General features: G+C 45.0%; 2 protein-coding genes. Both read right to left on the reverse strand.

The genetic code is table 11. The annotated features are described in order from the left end of the window. Positions 1-251 (reverse strand): hypothetical protein (locus A3763_RS22600; protein ID WP_197483057.1); only part of this gene is annotated, 251 nt, incomplete at its 3' end. A 33-nt stretch (positions 252-284) separates the two neighbouring features. Further along, positions 285-851: a dCTP deaminase gene (dcd, locus tag A3763_RS22605; protein WP_068508620.1), complete on the reverse strand. Its 567-nt coding sequence runs from the start codon at positions 849-851 to the stop codon at positions 285-287. Positions 852-962 lie beyond the last annotated feature (111 nt).

The raw sequence follows: 962 nt of genomic DNA on the forward strand, positions 1-962 counted from the left end.
GTTGGAAGGTGGCCTGTTTGAGTGCCGCTGATCCAGAAAGAAGGAGGCGCTTCAATGCTAGAGTCTGACTGGCAACGCAGTGATAGGTTGCCAAAGCCATAGCCTTCATAGCGATTATCATCCTGGCCGATTAACCCGTGAGCCATCATTTGTTGGCGGCATTGGTTCAGTTCAGCCAAACTGGTATCGTCAATCGAGATGCTTCGATGCTCGAATACCAGCTGATATTTGATAACGCCTTCTTGCTCCACTTGTGTTCTCTCAGACTTGAAGAGGCAGTTAAACTAAGTTTTCGGCAGCGTTACGCCAGTCTGGCCCTGGTATTTTCCACCACGATCTTTATAACTTGTTTCACATACTTCGTCAGATTCGAAGAACAGCATCTGTGCAACACCTTCGTTAGCATAAATTTTTGCTGGCAAATTGGTGGTGTTAGAGAACTCAAGTGTGACGTGACCTTCCCATTCGGGTTCTAATGGGGTGACGTTAACGATAATGCCGCAGCGTGCATAAGTAGATTTGCCCAAACAAACAGTGAGGACGCTACGAGGAATTCTGAAGTACTCAACAGTTCGAGCCAAAGCAAAGGAGTTTGGTGGGATGATACAAACATCGCTATCAATATCGACGAAGCTGTTTTCATCAAACTGTTTAGGGTCTACGGTTGCTGAGTGGACGTTTGTGAAGATCTTGAATTCACTGCTGCAGCGAACATCGTAGCCATAACTGGATGTTCCATAAGAGATAATTCGGCCATTTTCACCGGTTCGAACCTGCCCTGGTTCGAATGGCTCAATCATGCCTTGCTCTTGTGCCATTCTACGTATCCACTTGTCAGACTTTATTGCCATGTTTCGCTGTTCCAAATAAAAAGTTTAGAAGCTGTCAAAGTAATGCTTCCGTAAAGCTCGCTATAATACCTTTGCTTAAGATATAAGCAAAGTATCTACTTACAACGATGG

The organism is Oleiphilus sp. HI0128 (genome assembly GCF_001635365.1).

Excerpts from the sequence above, each read along its gene's own strand:
- dcd (WP_068508620.1), bottom strand. The coding sequence starts at position 851 with ATGGCAATAAAGTCTGACAAGTGGATACGTAGAATGGCACAAGAGCAA.